General features: G+C 71.6%; 13 protein-coding genes and 3 tRNA genes. 9 read left to right on the top strand and 7 right to left on the bottom strand.

The features are described from left to right. Positions 1–54: 54 nt before the first annotated feature. Together O0S08_RS11645 and O0S08_RS11640 are read right to left on the bottom strand one after the other, a co-directional pair. A complete protein-coding gene (locus O0S08_RS11645) occupies positions 55–2,004 on the bottom strand; it encodes a serine/threonine-protein kinase (RefSeq protein ID WP_269039155.1) in 1,950 nt (649 codons plus the stop codon). Between the two features lie 298 nt (positions 2,005–2,302). Then, entirely contained in the window at positions 2,303–4,153 is a 1,851-nt protein-coding gene (locus O0S08_RS11640; protein WP_269039154.1) for a serine/threonine-protein kinase, read from the bottom strand. 417 nt (positions 4,154–4,570) lie between these two features. Here O0S08_RS11640 and O0S08_RS11635 point away from each other — a divergent pair, with 417 nt between their 5' ends. Both O0S08_RS11635 and O0S08_RS11630 read left to right on the top strand, forming a co-directional pair. After that, positions 4,571–5,548 (top strand): archaemetzincin, encoded by a 978-nt coding sequence (locus O0S08_RS11635; protein WP_269039153.1) that lies wholly within the window; start codon positions 4,571–4,573, stop codon positions 5,546–5,548. A 222-nt stretch (positions 5,549–5,770) separates the two neighbouring features. Beyond that, entirely contained in the window at positions 5,771–6,502 is a 732-nt protein-coding gene (locus tag O0S08_RS11630; protein ID WP_269039152.1) for an alpha/beta hydrolase, read from the top strand. Positions 6,503–6,554: 52 nt separating this feature from the next. On the opposite strand, the gene O0S08_RS11625 is transcribed toward O0S08_RS11630, so the two are convergent. Beyond that, complete coding sequence (locus tag O0S08_RS11625; protein ID WP_269039151.1) at positions 6,555–7,631, bottom strand: hypothetical protein; 1,077 nt, start codon at positions 7,629–7,631, stop codon at positions 6,555–6,557. Between the two features lie 183 nt (positions 7,632–7,814). On the opposite strand from O0S08_RS11625, the gene O0S08_RS11620 reads away from it, so the two are divergent. Next, the gene (locus tag O0S08_RS11620) at positions 7,815–9,227 is read left to right on the top strand and encodes a hypothetical protein (protein ID WP_269039150.1); all 1,413 of its coding nucleotides are present in this window, start codon (positions 7,815–7,817) and stop codon (positions 9,225–9,227) included. A gap of 28 nt (positions 9,228–9,255) precedes the next feature. Further along, a complete protein-coding gene (locus O0S08_RS11615) occupies positions 9,256–9,822 on the top strand; it encodes a hypothetical protein (RefSeq protein ID WP_269039149.1) in 567 nt (188 codons plus the stop codon). A gap of 26 nt (positions 9,823–9,848) precedes the next feature. Here the strand turns inward: O0S08_RS11615 and O0S08_RS11610 are convergent, their stop codons facing one another. The 3 genes from O0S08_RS11610 to O0S08_RS11600 all read right to left on the bottom strand — a co-directional run bounded on the left by O0S08_RS11610 (position 9,849) and on the right by O0S08_RS11600 (position 14,990). Next, on the bottom strand, positions 9,849–10,640 hold the full coding sequence (locus tag O0S08_RS11610) for an acyl-CoA thioesterase (protein ID WP_269039148.1): 792 nt from the start codon (positions 10,638–10,640) through the stop codon (positions 9,849–9,851). Positions 10,641–10,802: 162 nt separating this feature from the next. Next, positions 10,803–11,984, bottom strand: coding sequence for a lipid-transfer protein (locus O0S08_RS11605; RefSeq protein ID WP_269039147.1), 1,182 nt, complete (start codon positions 11,982–11,984; stop codon positions 10,803–10,805). Positions 11,985–12,017: 33 nt separating this feature from the next. Further along, entirely contained in the window at positions 12,018–14,990 is a 2,973-nt protein-coding gene (locus O0S08_RS11600; RefSeq protein WP_269039146.1) for a peroxisomal multifunctional enzyme type 2, read from the bottom strand. Between the two features lie 193 nt (positions 14,991–15,183). On the opposite strand from O0S08_RS11600, the gene O0S08_RS11595 reads away from it, so the two are divergent. The 5 genes from O0S08_RS11595 (at position 15,184) to O0S08_RS11575 (ending at position 17,673) form a co-directional block, all read left to right on the top strand. Further along, positions 15,184–16,374 (top strand): protein kinase family protein, encoded by a 1,191-nt coding sequence (locus O0S08_RS11595; protein WP_269039145.1) that lies wholly within the window; start codon positions 15,184–15,186, stop codon positions 16,372–16,374. A gap of 116 nt (positions 16,375–16,490) precedes the next feature. After that, positions 16,491–16,967 (top strand): hypothetical protein, encoded by a 477-nt coding sequence (locus tag O0S08_RS11590; RefSeq protein ID WP_269039144.1) that lies wholly within the window; start codon positions 16,491–16,493, stop codon positions 16,965–16,967. Between the two features lie 464 nt (positions 16,968–17,431). Further along, positions 17,432–17,505 (top strand) — tRNA-Glu (locus O0S08_RS11585). A gap of 7 nt (positions 17,506–17,512) precedes the next feature. Further along, a tRNA-Glu gene (locus O0S08_RS11580) sits at positions 17,513–17,585 on the top strand. Positions 17,586–17,601: 16 nt separating this feature from the next. After that, positions 17,602–17,673 (top strand) — tRNA-Asn (locus O0S08_RS11575). 58 nt (positions 17,674–17,731) lie between these two features. Here the strand turns inward: O0S08_RS11575 and O0S08_RS11570 are convergent. Beyond that, positions 17,732–19,225 carry an ankyrin repeat domain-containing protein gene (locus O0S08_RS11570; protein WP_269039143.1) on the bottom strand — a complete coding sequence of 498 codons (1,494 nt, stop codon included), beginning with the start codon at positions 19,223–19,225 and terminating at the stop codon, positions 17,732–17,734. Between the last annotated feature and the right edge of the window lie 13 nt (positions 19,226–19,238).

Here is a 19,238-nt window from a genome sequence, read left to right as displayed (position 1 = left end):
ACCATCCTGCCCCTAAGGACATGCCCTTCAAAACATGTCCTTTAAACCACCCGGTCAGCCCGCCCCGAGCTCGTGCAGCGCCTGGGCCACGCGGCGCTCGTGTTCGGCGGCGTCGTCGCGGACCTCGAGGCCGAGCTCGACCGCGCGGCGGAGCAGGTGCTCCGCCTCGAGCAGGCGGTGGAACGTCTGCGCGCGCTCGTCCTCGAGTGCGCGCAGGCGGTCGAGGCCGAGCAGCAGCTCCTCGCGGCGCTCGGGCGGCTCGCGGCGGGCCTCGCTGCCGGCGAGGGCGCGGACCAGGGCGCCCTCGTCGAGCTTCGCCAGGTCGGCGTCGATGCTGCGCAGGCGCTCGACCTGGCGGGCGATCAGCTCGACCAGCGGCGTCAGCGAGCCCGCGATCATGTCGAGCTCGGCGCGCGCCCCCGGGGCCGCGGCGCGGTGGTCGACCAGGCGCTGGACCGCCAGCGCCAGCTCGCCGACGATCTCGCGCACCTCGGCGGCAGTGTCGGGCGTCAGCAGGCCGGCCAGGCGCGCCACCAGCGGGTCGGAGGCCGGCAGCGCCGCCGGGGCCGCGCGCAGGCGCAGCAGCGTCGGCCGGTCCTTCTTCTGCGCGGCCGAGGCGGCGAGGAACACGATCAGCGCGATCAATGCCCCCATCATGCCGAAGATCAACGGCACGAACATCGGCGCCCCGAAGGCCAGGGTCATCGCCACGATCGCGCCGGTGATCCCGCCCGTCCAGCCGAGCGTGCGCGCGGCCAGGCGCCGGGTCGCCCGCGGCGAGCGGTCGGCCACCGCGACCTGCAGCTTGGCCGCGGTCAGGCGCGCGCGCAGGCGCTCGGCTGTCTCCGGGGACAGGTCCGAGAACAGCCGCAGCGGCAGCGCGTGGCGCCGCTCGAGCTCGGCCTTCGAGTACATGCGGGCGTCGCCGATCACCAGGTTGAGCGCCGGCACCTCGCCCTCGGCCAGCGTCCGCAGCTCGCCGGCCAGGCGGGCGAAGAACTCGGCGTCCTCCTTGGCCGCGCGCAGGTCGACCGCGCAGGTGCCCTTCGGCGTGTGCTCGAACTGCACGCCGACGCGGCCGCAGGCGAGGCACAGCCGCTGGCCGAGGCGCAGGCGGGCGCCGCAGTGCTGGCAGATCGTGCGGGCCGCGCTCGCGCCGGCCGGGGCCTCGCCCGCCAGCGCCGCCGCCAGCTCGCGCGCCGAGGCCGGGCGACCACCTGGCTCGAGGGACAGGCAGCGCATCACCAGCGCGTCGAGCTCCGGCGGCACCTCGGCCCGCAGCGCGCGCGGCGGGGCCGGCGAGGCCTCGCCGAGGAACGCCGGCCCCTCGCCGCGCGGCAGCAGCCCGGTGAGCCCGCGGTAGAGGATCACGCCGACGGCGTAGAGGTCGGCCCGCGGGTCGAGGGCGGTGCGCGCCAGCTGCTCCGGCGCCGCGTACGGCGAGCCCTCGAGCAGCAGGCTCGAGGCGGTGCGCGTCGACAGGATGTCGACCCGCGCCAGGCCGACGTCGGTCAGCCACAGGCCCTCGTCGCCGCGCACCACCAGGCGCGGGTGCAGGTCGCGGATCACCACCCCGCGCGCGTGCAGCCCCGCCAGCAGCTCGCACAGCGCGATCGCCAGCTCGACCACCTCGTCGACCGGCGCCGCCGCCCGCCGCCGCAGCCACTGCTCGAGCGTCTCGCCGCGCGGGTCGAGCCGCAGCCGCCACGGCGGCGGCGCCCCCGGGGCCCGCGGGTCGTTCGGCCCCGCCGCCAGCACCGGCGCCACCCCGGGCGCGTCGAGCTCGCGCAGGCGGGCCACGTCGCGCACGTAGCGGCGCCGCATCGCCGCGTCGCGCGCCAGCTCCGGCGCCAGCCAGGCCAGCACCCCCTCGCGCCCGTCGCCGAGCCGGACCCGACAGCGCAGCTCCGACCCGACCCGCTCGGCCGCGCCGACGACCTCGGCCCCCAGCTCCGCCGGCAGCCGCGGGATCTCCGGCCCGCTCATGCCTGCCCCTTTCGCCATGCTCTCAAGGACATGCCCCAATCACCATGTGCCAAAGAACATGCCCCGAAAAACATGCCTGCACAGGCATATCCAGCGAGATCCCGCATCCCGGGTGCAGACACTCTCGCGCCGGGCCCCGAACCTCGACGTCGCGCGGCTGCGGCGTCGCGTGCGGCGGCCGGCGCCCGCTCGGCGCGCTCCAGCCGCTGCCCTCCGGGGGTCGGCGACGAAGCGCCGCCGCGGGCCCCTCCCGCCCGCGCGAAGGCGCGAACGGACATGTCGCCCTGCACATGTCCCCAAAGCCATGCTGACGGCCTCACGCCCCTCGCCCCCCGCGCTGGACCTCTTCGAGCGCCTCGACGCGGGCCCGCAGATCGGCCAGGGCCTCGCCCTCGCCCGCGCCGCCGCCGGCCCGCGAGCGGGCGACCCGGGCGGCCAGGCCGTCGAGTGACGCGGTCAGCGACAGCAGCCGCGCGGCCCAGGTGTCGCGCTCGTGCAGGGTCGCGCGCACCGCCTCGTCGCTGCCCTGGATCCCGCGGGCCGCGAGCTCGCGGTCGAGGGCGTCGAGGCGGGCCGCCGCGGCGGTCGCGGCAGTGACCGCCTGCGCCAGCTCCTCGACCGGGGCCTCGGGGTCGCCGGTCGCGGGCCCGAGCGCGGGCGCCAGCGCCAGCGCCCGCCCGACCACCGCGCGCAGGCTGTGGCGGTGGCGCGCCTCGTCGATGGTCGGCCCGACCCGCTCGACCTCGGCCAGCGCGCGCTGCAGCGGCGGCGGCAGGGCGGCCGGGCGCTCGCCGCGGCCGGTCACCTGGCGCAGCGACGACCACGTCGCGCCCACCGTCACGCCGATGAACAGCAGCGGCGCCAGCACGAAGATCGCCTTGCTGCTCATCACCCCGACCGACGACGCCAGCGCGACCGCGAGGCTGCGGCCGACCAGCGCGCGCGCCTTCTTGCGCATCGCCGCCGACTTCAGCGCCCCGCCGCGCACCACCTCGATCTCGACCCCGATCTGCCGCAGCGCCTCGCCCACGGCCCGCGCAGTCGCCTCCGACACCCCGCGCAGCAGCGTGAACGGCACCCGCGGGATCCGCTTGTCGAGCAGGCCGGGCGTGATGTGGAGCCCCGGGTTGCCCGCCACCCACCGCCGCAGCGCCTCGCGCAGGGCCACGTCGAGCTGGTCGCCCGGCTCGCCCGGCCCCGACACCAGCACCGTGAACGGCCCCGCCTCGGCCCGCGCCGCCCGCAGGCCGCAGTGCAGGCACACCGCCAGCGCCGCCGCCCGCGGCTGCCCGCAGCCGGCGCACGGCGGGTCGCCGCCGTCGCGCTCGCCCGTGAACACCGCCAGCGCCGAGGTGCTCCCGGCCGCCAGCTGCTCGAGCAGCCCTGCCACCTGCGCGGCCCCCTGCGGCCGGTCGCCCGGCGCCTTGGCCAGCAGGCTCTGCACCAGCGCGCGCAGCGGCGGTGAGAAGCTGTCCGGAAGGACAGGTACCGGCGCGCGCCGGTGGGCCTCGATCACCCCGAACGCGGTCGCCCCGGCGAACGGCGGCCCGCCGGTGGCCATCTCGTGGAGGATGCAGCCGAGCGCGTAGAGGTCGCTGCGGACGTCGACCGCCAGCGGGTCGAGGCACTCGGGCGCCATGTAGTCGGGCGTGCCCAGCACCGTGAGCGCGCTGCGATCGACGCCGGCCAGCGACGTCGCCCGGGCCATGCCGAAGTCGCCGATCTTCGGCGTGTGCCCGCCGGCGACCAGGATGTTGGCCGGCTTGAGGTCACGATGGACGAGCCCGGCCGCGTGCGCGCGCGCCAGACCGCGGGCGATCCCCGCGCCCAGCGCGGCCAGCCGCGCCTCGCCGAGCGGCGCCTCGCGGGCGATCAGCTCCGCCAGCGTCGGCCCCTCGACCAACTCGAGCAGCAGCACCCGCTCGCCGGCGATCTCGACCACCCCGAACACCTCGACGATGTGCGCGTCGCGGACCCCCCGCAGCAGCTCGGCCTCCTGAGCGAAGCGCGACTGCGCCGCCGCGTCCTGCTGGTGCGAGCTGTGGAGGATCTTGCCGGCGAACTGCCGCCCGTCACTCGCGTGCACGCGCACCACGGTGGCCACCGCGCCGCTCCCGAGCGCCTCGCCGAGGCGCAGATCGGCAGGATTCGGGGGCGTCGCCTGCATGCGATTCGCCGCAAACTATACCACGACCGCCCGGCCGCCTGCCAAGCCCGCAGACGCGCCTCTCGCCCGAATGCGAGCCCGCGGCGCGACTTTCGCTGACGGCGATCTCATCGGCGCGTGGGCCTCCTCGGCACGACCTCGCACCGAACCTGACCTTCAGGACATCTCACGCTCGCGGCCGAGGAAGCCCGCCGCGGCGCGGCCTGATCGATCCTGTCCAGAAGGACAGCTCGCATCCTCTCTCTGCCCCGGCGCGGCGTCGGCTCCACGCCGAGCATGTCCCGAGGGACATCCCACGTCCTTCGCCACGCACCTCGGCAGGCGATCGTCGACACGACCCCCGGCGGGCGTGGTCGCGCGCCTGAGGATCATGAACAGCCTGGAACACTTCCCCTGGACCCGCGCGTAGCAGCCGGCATGCCTGCCACGCGTCGCTCGCTCCTGCGGGCCCTGTTCGCCGCGCCCGTCGCCCTCGCACCTGCGCTCGCCCGGGCCCGCAAGTTCAGCCCGCCCGACCGGGCCGCGCGACTGGTCGCTCTCGGCGCCCTGGACCAGCTCCCGCCCGACCTCCAGGCCGCCTTCACCCCCGGCGACGACGATCGGCCGATCCCGCGACCCGGGCCGCAGGACTGGCTGAGCGAGCACCGCGAGCCCGGCCAGACCTTCGCGCAATTCGTCGCTCAACGGCACAATCGACCGACCGAGGCGCGGCGCAAGCTGAGCATGTTGCCGATCGGCGCGTTCGAGGGCGGCGAGTGGCCGAGCCTCGCGGTCGTCGCCGACTTCGCCGCGCGGTACTTTCAATTGCCGGTCGAGCGCCTCGCGCCCACCACCATGGCCGCGCTCAAGGCCCGCGGCCGCGGCCGCGACGACCATCATCAATACGACACCCGCACGATCCTCGCCGGCATGAAGCCGCGCGTCCCGGCCGACGCCTACGCCCTGATCGCGGTCACCACCGCCGACCTCTACCCCGACCCCGGCTGGAACTTCGTGTTCGGCTACGCCAGCTTCGACGAGCGCGTCGGCGTCTACAGCTTCGCCCGCTTCGATCCGGCCTTCTACGGCCAGCCGCGCGGCGCCGGCGCGAAGCTGAAGATCCTCCGCCGCGGGCTCGGCCTGCTCGTGCACGAGGTCGGCCACATGTTCGGCCTCGAGCACTGCGTCCATTTTCACTGCATCATGAACGGCTGCAACCACCTCGACGAGAGCGACGCCGCCCCGCTCCACCTCTGTCCGGTGTGCCGGCGCAAGCTGCAGTACGCGGTCGCCTACGACCCTGCGACCCGCGAGCGCCAGCTGGCCGAGTTCTTCCGCGCCCACGCGATGGCCGACGACGCCGCCCGCAGCGAGCGCCTCCTGGCCGCGATCGACGCCGCCGCTCCCCCGCCTTGAGCCGCTCGGATCGCCGGAGGACGATCGCATTCACCACATGTCTCGCGGGACATGCATGAAGACATGCTCATAAAAACATGTCCGCTGGCACAGGTGAGTGTCACGCCCGCGCGACCAGAAAGCATAGCGCGGGCGTCAAGGCCCCCGCTCCACACCGCCCGCCGCGTCGGCGAAGTCACGTCCGGGCCCACGCGAGCAGCGAGCTGCTACGCTCGCGCGAGCGTGCACGACCGCATCCACATGTTCGGGGTGTTCCAGATCCCCTGGCTCAAGGGGCCCAGGCTGGTGCGCGTGTACGTCCCGCCCGACGCCGGCGCGCCGCCGCCGGTGCTCTACATGTTCGACGGCCAGAACATCTTCGAGGACGAGCCCTCGCACAGCGGCGGCTGGTACCTGCACCACGCCGCGCGCGACCTGTGCGCCCGCGGCGGCGTCGCCCCGCTGATCGTCGGCATCGACCACGGCGGCCCGTACCGCATGCGCGAGCTGTCGCCGTTCCGCCTGCGCCAGCGCGGCCAGGCGCCGCACCTGGTGCGCTGGATGGTCGACGAGCTGCAGCCGCAGATCCGCAGCGCCTTCGCGGTGCGCCACGACCTGGCAGGCACCGCCGTCGGCGGCTCCTCGCTCGGCGGCCTGGCCGCGCTGTACGCCCACTTCCACCGCCCCGACGTGTTCGGCAGGGCGCTGTGCATGTCGCCGTCGCTGTGGGTGGCGCGCGAGAAGATGCTGACCTTCGTGTCCGAGCGGCAAAACCCGCCCGTGTCGCGGATCTACCTCGACGCCGGCGGTAACGAGCCGCGCGTGCGCCCTGCCACCGAGCGCATGGTCAAGCTGCTGCGCCGCCGCGGCTACGGCCCCGAGGCGATGCGCTGGGTGTTCGACCCCGGCGCAGTCCACCACGAGAGCGCCTGGCGCCGCCGCGCCCCGGCCGCGCTCGAGTTCCTGTTCGCTTGAGCATGCCCTCCGTGACATGGCCTGGTAGAGCAGTCAATTCCCTCCCACGTCCTCACACCTTCTCGAGCCGCACGGTGACCTCGGGCGACAGATCTGACCGCGATCCGATCCGGACATAGTACTTGCCCGCCGCCAACTGCAGGACCTTGCCGTGGTTCTCGTCCTCGAGGAAGATGCCCTCGTCCTCCCAAGGGCAGCCAAAGCACGGGCCGACGCGCAGCCAGGCGTCGCGAGTCTCGTTGATGTAGAGGAAGTACGTCCCGTCCTCTGGGACCTCGACCGTGACGGCGCGAGAACTGGGCCACGCGTAGCCCGGCTCGACTCCGCCGACGACCTCTGGATCTTCGCAATCCATCGATCCCTCGAACCGCCAAAATCCCTCGCTCTGCCACGGGATCGTTGGGCCAGTGCACTCGGCCACCAGGAGCGGGAAGCTGTCGTCGCTGCACTCCGGGACGCCCTGCAAGAACGTCTCGATCTCGGCCTCGAGCTCGAGCCCGTACACGTCGCGGAACTGCGCGGCGATCCACCGCATGCTCGCAGGACCCCCGAGGCGACGATAAAATTCGCCGAATCGCTCGGGCCCGTGCTGCACCAGGAGGTAAGTGACGAACACGGCTGCGGTCGCATAATTCACGTCCTGGCTGCGGATCGCCATCATGGTGTTTCGCGGGTCCCACCCCTCGAAGGCGAGTTCCGTATCGGTGGCGTACCGCGGTCCCCGGCCATCCCCGAGGACATCCATCGCGGTGGCGATCCCCTCCGTGAAAAATCGTGCAACCATGCCTCCCGTAATCACGTGCGTGAACTCGTGAATCGAAACGGGCCTGAAAATCCACGCGTGCTCGCCAACCGCGAGTCCACCATTCTCCGACAAGCTCGGCAAAGGTTGCTCCTCGCTCCTCATCCACGAGAATCGCACCGAGTCCGGCACGGGGACGCCGCTCTGACCCGCTAGGAACGGCGCCATCCGATCGACGAAGGCCGCATTGCCGGCGCAGGGGTGCAATTCCGCGCTGTACTCGTAGAGGACATACTCCCCCTGCACCTGCCTGAGCTCGGGCAGGCAGGCGCTCAGCATCAGCGCGGTCCCCAATTCGACCGGGTGAACCCCTGAGCGTCGTCGCATGTCTGACAGAAATGTACCCGAAGCTCGTCTCAGAGATTTCATTTCTGCTGCCCCCGCCGCTGAGTCTTCTCACACACCAAAGAGAAGGGAGACTGACACTGCATCCGTTTGGTTGGTATAAGGATCGAGCGCTCTTTGGTATGTTACAACCATCCAGCGCTGTCTCACACCAATCGGTTCAAAATGTCGAAGCACGCTACATCCTGCATTCTTGTTTCCTTGTCGGTTCTGGTCGTTCCGGGATGTTCCCCACCCGAGTATCAGCGACACATCATCTGTGAGTACAAAGATCCTGTCACACAGGAGACCGAGACAAAAGAGTACTGCGTGGTTGCCGAGCCTCTGTGCTGGAATGATCCCAAACCCAACGACACGGAGCTGTGCTCCTGGAACTGGTTCGGCGACGACGCCCATCAGGGCGATATGACCGTCCTGACCGCGGACCAAGTCGGGAACTGTTCCGGTTCAGGAATCCCTCGGGGTAACTTCCCCGTCTGGTACTATCCAGCAAAGTCGAAGGGTTGCGTGGGCCAGGAGCCCGGCAACAGCAGTGGTGGCAGCGGTCAGACCTCGGCCACGAGCGGCGGCGACTCGACCACCGAACCAACGACCACTGCGCCAACGACTACCGACACGGAGACCACTGGTGGCCTCAATGACGGGCCCGGAACGTACTACTGTAGCCTTCGGTCGCCACACAAGTGCGCCAACATCTCCCCTGATGATGCTCTCGGGAACGACCCTTACAACCGTGATCCGGGATTATACCCTGAAGACGATGATTACGACGCATGCTGGACGAGCACGGTCAATCTGCTTGCCGGGCAGAAGAAACTCTCCAAGTGCGTCGTGGCGCAGAGCCAGGCGGACGCGAAGTCGAAATGTGAGGATGGATGCACCAACTTCAATGATTCCCTCACGATGGCCTGCGCGAATGCGGGCTGCTCGGTTCCGAAGTATGTTGACTGCATCTTCGAAGGCGATTGGACGGACGAGTTGAACAACGACGATATCGATGGCGATGAACAGGAGGAGCCTTGGAAGATTGATTTGGTAGATGCTAACGACTGGCAGTGCGATGGAGAGCCGCTGATCATTGGGGACGGGCCCTTCACCCAGTTCGAGGGCAGCGGCACCATCATCACTCCCGACGGTCACTCGGCGGGTATGACCGGGGTGCAGGGTTTCCTCAGCTACTCGCTGTCTAATTGCACGGCTACCACCTGCACGATCACCATTGATACGCTCGTCGGCCTCACCGGCCACGCGGAGGGTGGGTATACCGACGCGGCGGGCAGCGGCGGCACATACGAGTTGCAGCAGATCGGGTTCCAGAGCCGCGTCCCCTTCTCCGGCACCTGGGACAAGATCCGCAAGAATATCACGTTCCCGACCGACGTGATGCAGGCCCAGTTCTGGGGTGGACCGGTCTTGATCGACGGCGTCTCGGTCACCGACAACGGCGGGGTCCTCAACGCCGAGCTCGATCAGCTCGTCGGCAGCCTCCAGAGCACGACCGGTCCCCTCACGTTGAACATGACCTACCAGATGTCACTCTTCGGTACGGCCTCGGCGTCGTTGCAAACCGTGCCATAAGCCTCACGTCTGTTACGCTAGCGGCACCATGCTCCACTCGATGGCCTTCGCCCTGCTCCTGCAGGCGCCATCTCCGCCGCCGGCTTCGCCGCCGGCCACGACGATGGAGACGCCCCGCCGGCTCGTCTTCGCCAACCATTACAGCCTCGAGTGGAGCGTCGCCTCGGGTACTCCCTCGGGCCAGGTGTCGCTGTTTCTTGGCTCGTCGCTGCGCCCGCGCATCGACCGTAAGGGGCAGGTGTGGAAGACGGCCCTGGGCTACGAGCTCGGCGTCTCGGTCGGTGGCGCCGAGCGAGGGACCGCCTTCCTGAGCTGGGGCGGCAATTACGGCGTCGCCTACCACCGGCACCACCTCGCCGCACTCGGTTACGGCGGCCCGAAGGACCGCCTCTACTATCAATTCGGCGGCGGCGTGCTGATGTGGCGCAGCACGCCGGTCGCGCTCGAAGCCGACGTGCGGCTCGGCGTCGTGCTCGGCGTGCAGCGCTCCACGCGGGTCAAGGGCGTCGTGGGCGGCGAGGCGCGTATCGTCGGCATCCTCGACGGCGTGCCGCTGCCGCACTTCGGTGTGTTCGCCGGCCTGTTCATGTTCTGACTCGAGCGCTACCCGCGGCCCCCGCCTCAGCGGATCACCGCGAAGGTCTGCTGATTGAGCGCCAGCAGCTCGCCGGCGGGCGACCAGAGCTCGCGGAACTCGACCGAGTAGCCGGCGCGCATCGCCACCGCGCGGGCGCGGTGGTAGACCGGCTGCTCCGGGTCGAGCTGCGACACGTCGGCCAGCGGCTGGAACGTGTACGTCAGCGTCGCCGTCGGCCGCGGCGACGTCAGGCGCGAGAACGCGGCCGGCCACCAGCCGTCGCACAGCATCGCCAGGTAGGCCGCGTCGCGGACGCTCGGCGGCCGCTTGAAGCGGAACCAGCCCTCGGCCCGCGCCTCGTCGCCGCCGGTGAACAGCGGCGCGTGGACCGGGCGGAACTCGCAGTGCCGGGCGAACACGGGCCCCTCGTCCGGCGTGCCGAGCGGCAGGCCGCTCGGCGGGGCCAGCTCCGGCGGGCGCAGCTCGGTCCACTGCAGGCCGGGATCGCGGGTGCGCGCGTGCACTGCGACCGCGTGGGCCTGGACCTCGCCGGCCTGGACCAGGCGGACCGCCAGGGTCGTCACCCCGGTGCCGGTGCGCAGGGCCTCGACGAAGATGTCCGCCGGGCCAGGTTGCGTCGGCCCGCACAGCTCGGCGCCGAGCGACCGCAGCGGCCGCGTCGGGTCGGCCGCCACCGCCGCCGCCGCGCGGACCAGCAGGCCGATGACGAGGCCGCCGAACGCCCCGCGGCCCTGCTGCCAGCCGTCGGCCACCTCGGCGCGGAACTGGCCGGGGCCCGTGGGGGTGAGCGCGAGGAGAGCGTCGAGGTCGGACATCGCCGCGACCTTAGCAAATGCCGCCCGCGACGCTCGCCGCCCCGCGCGTGAGTCGCCGCGCCGGGGCCCGTCGGCCGCGCGAAAAACACATGGCGCTGGGGGCAGGTCCTTTGAGACCTGTCCCGCGCGCCATGTCCTACCGGGCCTGTCCTGACGGTCAGCTCAGTCGCGGCGGTACATCGTCACCACGCAGGCGCCGCCGAGGCCGAGGTTGTGCTGCAGCGCGACCTTGGCGCCCTCGACCTGGCGCTTGTCGGCCTGGCCGCGCAGCTGCCACACCAGCTCGGTGCACTGGGCGAGGCCGGTGGCGCCGAGCGGGTGGCCCTTCGACAGCAGGCCGCCGGACGGGTTGGTCACGAACTTGCCGCCGTAGGTGTTGTCGCCGTCCCACACGAACTTCTCGGCGCCGCCCTCGGGGCACAGGCCGAGCGCCTCGTAGGTCAGGATCTCGTTGGCGGTGAAGCAGTCGTGGAGCTCGACGACCTGGACGTCCTGCGGGCCCAGGCCGGCCTTCTCGTAGACCGCCTCGGCGGTCTTCTTGGCCATGTCGTAGCCGACCATCTTGATCATGCTGTTCTCCTCGAAGGTGCTGGGGAAGTCGGTCCGCATCGCCTGGGCGGCGATGTACACCGAATTGGCGATCCCCTTCTTCTTGGCGAACGCGTCGGAGCAGAGCACCGCCGCCGCCGCGCCGCAGGTCGGCGGGCAGCACTGGTAGCGGGTCAGCGGGTCGAACACCTCGGGCGAGGCGAGGATCTCCTCGACGCTGAGGAGGTCGCCGAACAGCGCGTACGGGTTGCGGTTGGCGTGCTTGCGCGCCTTCTCCGACACCTTGGCGAACGTCTCGCGGCGGGTGCCGTACTTCCAGCGGTACTCGCGGCCGGCGCCGCCGAACATCTGCGCCGCGGGCGGGGCCTGGTTGAAGCCCTGCAGGCGGTCCATCGTGCCGGCGAAGTTGTCGAGCGGCGTCGGCCGGTCGTTGAACTTGCTGCCGAGCGCGCCCTTCTCCATCTGCTCGAAGCCGACCACCAGCACGCACTCGGCCTCGCCGGCGAGGATCGCCTGGCGGCCGAGCCACAGCGCCGTCGACCCGGTCGAGCAGTTGTTGTTGACGTTGACGACCGGGATGCCCGTCAGGCCGAGCTCGTAGACCGCCCGCTGGCCGCAGGTGCTGTCGCCGTAGACGTAGCCGGCGAACGCCTGCTCGACGTCCTTGTAATCGACGCCCGCGTCCTGCAGCGCCGTGCGGGCCGCGCTGGCCGCCATCACGTGGTAATCGTCGCTCGCGCCGGGCTTGGCGAACTTCACCATGCCGACGCCGATCACGTTGACTTTGTTGCTCATGGCTGGGTTTCTCCGCTTGGTTCGGTTCGTCCGTCAGTTGCTGGGCTCGAGCGCCGCGAGCAGGTGGGCCGCCGCGACGTCGCCGTCGACGCGCAGCTTGCCGCGCTGGTAGAGGGTGACGAGCTTGGCCTTGCCCTGCGCGAGCGCGGCCAGGTCCTCGTCCGCCACCGTGATCGTGGAGGTCGCCGGGCCCGCGGCCTTGTCGACCAGCTTGCCGCCCTGCGGCCCGACCTGCAGGAAGAACACCGCGTCGGGGCCCTTCACGCGCAGCTCGATCGTGACCTCCTGGGCCGACTTCGTCGCCGCCAGCTTCGCCGCGGCCTGGTCGAGCACCGCCGCCGCCTGCGCGACCTTGGGGGCCGCCGCCGCCGCCGCCGGCGCGGCCGCCTTGGGCGCGCTGCCGGCCTTCACCTTGCTCATGTCGATCTTCTTGAGGAAGCCGAGCTTCATCGACGCCATCAAGTCGCCGCCGATCTTCAGCTTGCCCTCGCCGAACAGCTTCTGCGGGTCGGCCTTGCCGGTGGTCATCAGCATGAAGTCGCTGTCGCTGAGCTCGAGCGTGCAGTTGGCCCCCTCGACCTCGCCGGCGTAGACCTTGCCCGGGTTCGACTTGAGGTCGAACACGTAGCTCGAGTCGGGGTTCTTGAGGCGGAACTGGAACACCGTGGCGACCTTGCCCGGCAGCTCGGCGTTACCCGCCACGAACGCGCCGATCGCCGCCATGTAGTCGGCGCTGGTCGGCGCCGCCGGGACCTCCGGCGCGGCCGCAGCCGCTCCGCCGCCCGCGCCCGCCCGCGCCCGCGCGGCCGCCATCACGGTCGCCGGGTCGAGCTTGGTGAGGAAGTTGAGCTTGGTCGACGCCATGAGGTTGCCGCCGATCTTCATCTTCCCGCTCATGTACAGCTTCTGCGGGTCGGCCTTGCCGGAGCACATCGCCATGAAGTCGGCGTCGGTCAGCTCGAGCGTGCACTCGGGCGTCGCCGCCTCGCCGGCCGCGAGCTTGCCGTTCTTGAGGTCGAGCGTCCAAACGCTCTCGGGGTCCTTGAGCTTGAACTGGAACACCACGCCTGCCTTCTTGGCCAGATCGGGGTTCTTGCTCAGGAACTGGTCGATCGCCGTGAACACGTCGGCGCTGTTCGGCGCGACCTCGGCGCTCGCGCTGGCCGCGACCGCCGGCTTGGCCTTCGGCTTCGGCTGCGGGATCTCCGAGTAGAACTCGATCGCCGCCTGCGACAGCACCACCTTGTCGCGCTCCTTCAGCTTGCAGCGGAGGACGACGCGGTTGTCGGACTCCTTCCACATCTCGGTGACCAGCGTCTCGCCGGGGAACACGCTCTCGCTGAAGCGGACCTTGATGCTCTTGAACTTGCGCGGGTCGCCGCCGGCGAAGTGCTTGATCACGTGGCGGGCGGCCACCCCGAGGGTGCACAGGCCGTGGAGGATCGGCTTGGGGAAGCCGAACGCGCCGGCGAACGCGGGGTCGACGTGGAGCGGGTTCCAGTCGCCCGACAGGCGGTACAGCAGCGCCTGGTTCGGCCGGATCTGCTCCTCCGCCACCGCGTCCGGCTTGCGGTCGGGCGGGGTGTTGCTGTCGCCCGAGGGGCCGCGGTCGCCGCCCCAGCCGCCCGCGCCGCGGATCACCGCGCCGAGCTCGTTGTAGGCGATGACCTCGCCGGACTCGTCGGAGCTCTCGGTGGCGAACACGATGAACGCGTTCTTGCCCTTGTCGAAGATGTCCTTCACCCATGTCCGATGGGTCAGCTTCGCGTGCGGCGGCAGCGGGCGCTTGAGCTCGGTGTACTGCTCGCCGTGGAGCAGGCGGTCGAGGCCGAAGTTGAAGCCGGGCGCCGTGTGGCCGTCCTTGAACGCCTGCATGATGCCGGTCTGGGCCGGGATCACGGCGAAGGTCGGCAGCGGCCAGAAGCCCTTGCCGTGCATCTCGTAGACGTAGCGCAGCTCGGTGTCGTCGAGCGGGTCGGCGGCGGCGCCGACGCCGAGCGCGTACATCGACAGGTCGCGCTCGTCGTACTCGGTGGTGACCTTCGGCATCTCGTAGCCGAGCGCCTGGTCGACGTCGACGAACTCGTTGCCGCCCTTGCTCGCGCCGGCGTTGACGTTGTCCATCACCGGCTGCAGCGCGGCCGCGACGTCGGGCGGGTGCGTGGCCTTGGCGAAGTCGACGATGGTGCTCCACTTCGACTTGACCAGCTCCGGGGTGATCGCGCGGCCGAGGCGGACGGTGTGGCCCTGCGTGCGCTCCCAGCGGAGCTTGCTGAAGAACCCGCCGCCGACCTCGAACAGGCCGCCCGACTCCTCGCACGACTCGTGCGACAGCCACGCGACCAGCGGGCTGACGTACTCGGGGCGCAGCGCGTCGATGAGCTCCTTCGGCAGGATCGTCTCGGTCATGCGCGAGCCGGCGATCGGCGCGATCGTGTTGGCGCGGACGTTGTACTTGCGGCCCTCGAGCGCGAGCGTGTTGGAGAAGCCGACCAGCGCCAGCTTGGCGGCGCTGTAGTTGGCCTGGCCGAAGTTGCCGTAGATGCCGGCGGCGCTGGCCGTGAAGATGATGCGGCCGTAGCCCTGGTCGCGCATCTTCGGCCACGCCGCGTGCGTCACCTTGAACGCGCCGTTGACGTGGACCCGCTGGATGATGTCCCAGTCGCCGTCCGTCATCTTGTGGAACGACACGTCGCGGAGGATGCCGGCGTTGTTGACGACGATGTCGACGCGGCCGAACGCGTCGATCGCCGTCTGCACGATCTTGGCGCCGTCCTCGACGCTGTCGTAGTTGGCGACCGCCTCGCCGCCCGCGGCGCGGATCTCCTCGACCACCTTGTCGGCGGCGGCCGAGCTCTTGCCGTCGCCGCGCGTGCTGCCGCCCAGGTCGTTGACGACGACCTTGGCGCCGCGCGAGGCGAACAGGAGGGCGTGGGCGCGACCGAGCCCGTTGCCGGCCCCGGTGATGATGGCGACTCTTCCGTCGTAGCGAAGATCGTTGGACATGATGGCACACGCGGCATATCGAGCCGCGCGAGCGGCGTCAACCGCCCGCCCCGGGCCGCGGACGAACCGCCGATCCGTGACGTCCCTCCGACCTTTCGCAGGGGAAACGCGCGCGCTCGCAAGCGGCTGCGGAGGGCGCGGCTGCGGGCCCCCTGGCGGCGTCACTCGCCCGCTCGTGATAGCCTCGCCGGCGATGCGGATCGACGAGCTGCGACGCCTGCGAGACCTGCTGGCACGCGGCGGCGGACCCGAGGTCGTGTTCATGTCGCTGCGCGACCGCTCGCTGCAGGGCGCCGCGCTCGCGCGGGCTCTCGGCGACGAGCTGCGGCGCTGGCTCGCGGTCGCCTCGCCCGAGCGCTACGGCGGCAACCCCGGCGCCCAGGACCTCGCCAAGCAGCTGCAGCGCGAGCTCCACCAGCTGCACGCCGCCGCCCTGCAGGGCCTGCCGGATCTGCCGCCCGGCCCGCCTGCAACGCTGCAGTCGGACACTGCGACGCTGCAGCAGGATCGATCCCCCGCGAACTCCGCGACGCACACGTCTGCGGACCCGGGGCCTTACCGATCGGCGGCCGCTCCGCCCGCCGGTTTATGGGTCGAGGTCGCCGGCGTCGCCCGGGAGTTCGCCGACCACCTCGGCGACGGCGACCTCGCCGGCATCTGGCGCGCCCCCGGCGACGACGGCGACCCCTGCGTCGCCAAGGTCGCGCTCGCGGCCGCCGACAACGACCTGCTGTTCAACGAGGCCGAGGTGCTGCAGCGGCTGCACGCCGGCGACGCCCGTCAGCGCGACCTGCTGCCGCGCCTGCACGGCCGCTTCTTCACCGCCGACGGCCGCGCCGGCAACCTGCTCGGCCTGGTCGAGGGCCTCGACGGCACCGCCCTGCGCGCCCGTCTGCCGCACGGCGTGCCGCCCGAGCACATCGTCTGGATCGCCCGCCGGACCCTGAGCGTCCTCGGACACGCGCACGACCTCGGCGTGCTGCACGGCAACATCGAGCCCGCGCACCTGATCGTGCGCCCGCGCGACCACCGGGTCGTGCTGGTCGATTGGTGCTACGCGATCGTCGAGCCCGGCCGCACCGGCCAGGGCTTCCGCGCCGTGCACGACGAGTACAGCGCCCCCGAGGTGGCCCAGCGCGGCCCGCCGACCCCCGCCGCCGACCTGCTGTCGGTCGGCCGCACTCTGGCGTTCCTCCTCGGCGGCGACCCGTTGAGCCTCGAGCTGCCCGACCACGTGCCCGACCCGCTGCAGCGCTTCGTCCGCCACCTGGCCCGCCCGAGCCGGCAGCAGCGGGCCCAGGACGCCTGGGACATGTACTCCGAGCTCGAGCGGATCCGCGAGACCGTCTACGGCCCGCACGTGTTCCGCGATTTCGTCGTCTGAATCTTCGGACATGCCCCCTGGAGCATGTCCATCACGACATGCCCTTTCCAACATTGCTCCAAGCAATATCGCACCGGGCGCCTGCGCCCCCTCGAAGTCCCCCTCTGCAACCAACCATGTCACGCGCCGCGCTCTACCTGCTCCTCGTCGTCTCGGCCTGCACCAGCGCCGAGACGTGGCCCCTGCAACCCCTGGACACCAGCGGCGCCACCAGCCCGTGGCAGCAGCGATGCGGCCAGGTCGTGTGGTCCGCGGCGACCGAGGCCGCCGTCCGGCAGTTCGCGGGCGGCTCGGTGAGTTTCCAGGAGGTGCACGGCGACAACTTCCTCTACCGCGTGGTGACCTTGCGAGGCGCCACGCCGGAGGCGCCCGTGTTGACGATCGACCGCAAAGATCCGCCGCTCGCCGACGGGCACCTCCGCGGCTGGCGCCGCGAGGTCACGCCCGAGCGCGTCCGCTGGCGCAGCGACGACGGCATCACCCGCGCCGAGCTCGAGTCCGCCGCGACTGCACGGCTGCCCGAGCCCACGCGCGAGCGCCTCCTCGCCGCCGCCGACGCCTGCATCGACGACGCCGTCGACACGCCCGGCTGAGCGCTGGCACGTGAGCAGCGAGCCCACCCCCGCCTTCGCACCACGCCCGTACCCACGGGCACTGCAGCGTCTGCGCCACCTTCATGGACCGCGGCCTCGGCAGCGAATGGAGCGACTGGCCCGGCACGCCCATCTGGCCGGGTAGCCTGCAGCCGGCCCGCTCACATGTCCTGAAAGACACCCGGTCGCCCGCCCCCGTCGCTCACCGGACCGCGAGCCGGAATGTCCACACCTCGCGCGGTTCTGCACTCACACGAATTGTGAAGCGGACCACCACGAATGGACTTGACGCCGCGCCGGACCTCGCGGATACTCCGGTCGTCATGTCGCGCCTCAATCCCAATTCGAGCAATCCTGCTCGCTTCCGCGTCCTCAACGAGGAACGGGAGCTCGAGCGGATCCTGCGCGGGGTTTGAGAGTGATGGGCCCGCGCAGGAGAATCTCCTCTCTTTTCTAAAAGAGACGCGGGCGTCGTCCAACTGGCCAGGATCCGGGAACCTCACTCCCGAGACGCAGGGTTCGAGCCCCTCCGCCCGCGCATCGTCGCTCTGTTCGGCTAGCGGCAAGGCCACCTCCCTTTCAAGGAGGTTCGCAGGGGTTCGAATCCCCTACAGAGCAGCCCTCGCATTCCCCAGGGTCGGTAGCTCAGCGGGAGAGCGGCGGATTGTTAATCCGTCGGTCGTGGGTTCGATCCCCACCCGGCCCTCTCACATGATTCGCGAATCGCATGCTCACGCGATTCGCGGGTCGCACCATTTTCGCGGTCACGCCGGCGCGACGAACTTCGCCAGCAGCACCCGGCGGGTCCCGCCGAAGTCGATCGTCAACTTGCGCTGGTCGCCGGGCGAGCCCTCGACCGCGACGATCGTCCCGAGGCCGAACTTGGCGTGGGTCACGCGCTCGCCGACGGCGTGCGGGTCGACGACCCGCGGCGGCGGCGACTTCGGCCGCGTCTCGGCGGCGAGCATCGTGCTGCAGGCGCGCGAGTCCGGGGCCGAGGAGCGGCGGGCCAGCGCCAGCGCGGTCTTGCCCTCGGGCCCGCGGCGGTCGGTCGCGCCGCGGGCCAGGAGCACCCGCACCGCGTCGGCGTTGCCCTGCGACGCGGCGACGTGCAGCGCGGTCCAGCCGTCGAGGCCGCCGAACGCGTGCGCGGCATCGAGGTCGGCCCCGGCGTCGACCAGCGCGGTGACCTCCTCCGCCGACGCCGTCCCGGCCGTACGCGCGAGCCCCTCCGAGATCGAAGGCCGCTCGGCCCGCGCCGCCAGCCAGGCGAAGATCGCCGCGCCGGCCTGCGACCGCGTGCCCCAGAACGCCGCCGCGTCGATCGGCGCGCCCGCGGCCACCAGCGCCTGGACCGCCCGCAGATCGCCGGACCGGACGGCGACGCTCAGCGCCGAGGTGTGGCCGTTCGGCTCGCTGTCGCGCGGATCGGCCCCCGCGGCCAGCAGCGCCTCGACCAGCTCGGGCCGCCCGCAGCCGGCGGCGAAGAACAGCGCGCCCGCGGTCGCCCGCGCGCCGCGAGCCAGCCGCAGCAGCGCGAGGTCGACCTGCCGACCTTCCACCTGGGCGGTGAGCCGCCGGCGGTGCTCGACGCGCGACAGCCGGGCGCCGCTGAAGAAGCGATCGAGCGGCCCCTCCTCCGGCGCGTGGCCGTCGGGGTCGGCGCCGGCGTCGAGCAGCACCGTGGCGAAGCCGACGTCGCTGGCGTGATCGAGCGCCGACCAGCCGGCGCGATCGACCGCGTCGACGGCGACGCCCGCGGCCAGCAGGGCCCGCGCGACCTCGCCGCTCTTGCCGACCCTCGCCGCGTGGTGCAGCGCGGTCGCCCCGTTCTCGTCGCGCGCCGTCGCGTCCGCGCCCGCGGCCAGCAGCATCGCCACGATCGCCAGCGTCCGCCGCGAGCGCTCGTCGCCGTCGCAGTGGAACACGTGGGCCCCTGCCGCCACGTGCACGAGCGAGCCCGGCCCGGCCGACGCGGCCGCGAACGCCGGCGACAGCGTGCGCCAGAACGACGCCCGCAGCAGCTCCGGCGGCGTGCGCTCCGGCCGGGCCCCGCGCGACAGCAGCAGGCGCACCGCCTCGACCTGCAGGTGCCGCACCGCCTCGTAGAGCGCCGTCTTGGGGTCGATCACGCCGTGGCGGTTGACCTGCGCGACCCCGTCGACCTGCGCACCACGACCCAGCGCCGCGGCGATCGAGTCGAGGAGGCCGTCGGCCGCCGCCTCGACCAGCGCGAGCTGGGGATCGATGGTCACCATGCTTGAGTATCAC

The sequence above is a fragment of the Nannocystis punicea genome, from assembly GCF_026965555.1.
Classification (GTDB): Bacteria; Myxococcota_A; Polyangia; order Nannocystales; family Nannocystaceae; genus Nannocystis; species Nannocystis punicea.
The sequence above is the reverse complement of the archived record's forward strand: the minus strand, read 5'-3'. Positions and strand labels throughout refer to the sequence as shown.